This is a genomic window from Lentzea albidocapillata (assembly GCF_000719115.1).
Taxonomy (GTDB): Bacteria; Actinomycetota; Actinomycetes; order Mycobacteriales; family Pseudonocardiaceae; genus Lentzea; species Lentzea albidocapillata.
Genome location: NZ_JOEA01000055.1, coordinates 1 through 1,121 on the forward strand (window position 1 = coordinate 1; position 1,121 = coordinate 1,121).

The 1,121-nt window shown below is 67.5% G+C and carries 1 protein-coding gene and 1 pseudogene; both read right to left on the reverse strand.

What is annotated here, in order from left to right; all coding sequences use genetic code 11:
• Positions 1–651 (reverse strand): cation transporter (locus IG04_RS0141705; RefSeq protein WP_169746044.1); only part of this gene is annotated, 651 nt, incomplete at its 3' end.
• Positions 652–682: 31 nt separating this feature from the next.
• A pseudogene (locus IG04_RS47515) lies at positions 683–1,121 on the reverse strand (hypothetical protein); the annotation flags it as partial.

Sequence of the window (1,121 nt, forward strand, 5' to 3'; positions counted from 1 at the left end):
GTAGCGGCCGGCGAGGATGAACGTGGTCACGCCCGCGGCGACTTCGAGGTAGATGTTGCCGGCGCCCGACATCCGCTGGACGGTCAGCTCGAAGGCGTGCGTCATGCCCGGCGTGCCCGCGGTGCCGAAGAACAACGCGTACAGCGACCACAGGAACGCAGCGCCGACACCGATCGAGATCAGGGTGTCCATCGTCGCGGCGCCGTGGCGCAGGTTCGTCCACGCCGCCTTGTGGAACGGCCACGCACCCCACACCACGACGGGTGCGGCCAGCGTGAGCGACAGCCACTGCCAGTAGGTGAACTGCAGTGCCGGGATCATGGCGAACGCGATCACCGGCACGGTGAGCACCACCGAGGTGATCAACCGCTGCCGCAACGACCGCGTCGGGTCCTCTTCGGCCTGTTCCGTGCTCTGGCCGGCCTGCGGGGGAGCGGGCAGCTCGGCCTGGTAGCCGGTGTTCTCGACGACCTTCACCAGGTCTTCGGCGGTCAGTGACTCGGGGAAGCTGACCCTGGCCTTCTCGGTGGCGTAGTTGACGCTGGCCTGGACGCCGTCGAGCTTGTTGAGCTTGCGCTCGATCCGCGCGGCGCAGGAGGCGCAGGTCATACCGCCGATCGACAGCTCGATCTCACTGGTCGGTGAACTCATGGAGCGCGCCTCCTCTTCGATGGTGCTGGGCTCAGCCACCGTGACCACCGTGGTCGTCGGCAGGCTGGGTGGCCGGAGCGGATGTGGATGGTGTGGATGTGGACGGAGCGGGGGCGGATCCTGTCGTGCCGAGGGTGAATTCGGCGGTGCGGACCTTGCCCTCGTGCCGGAAGTCCAGGAACAGGCGGTAACGACCGGAGGTCGGCACCTCGACCATGAACTTCACCTCGGGACCAGCGCCCGGTGCGTCCATCGGGTGGACGTGCAGGTAGGCGAGGTCGGCCGAGCGCAACGCCACGAGGTGGCCGTTCGCGCCCAGGTACGGCTGCAGGTCGGTGACCGGCTTACCGTCCTTGGTCACGGTGGTGGTGACCATGGATTCCGCGCCGGGCTTGAGTTCCCCGTCGAGGCGGACCGTGTAACCGTCCACTGTGAACTCACGTGCGTCGGTGTCGTACTGCTTCGGTTCG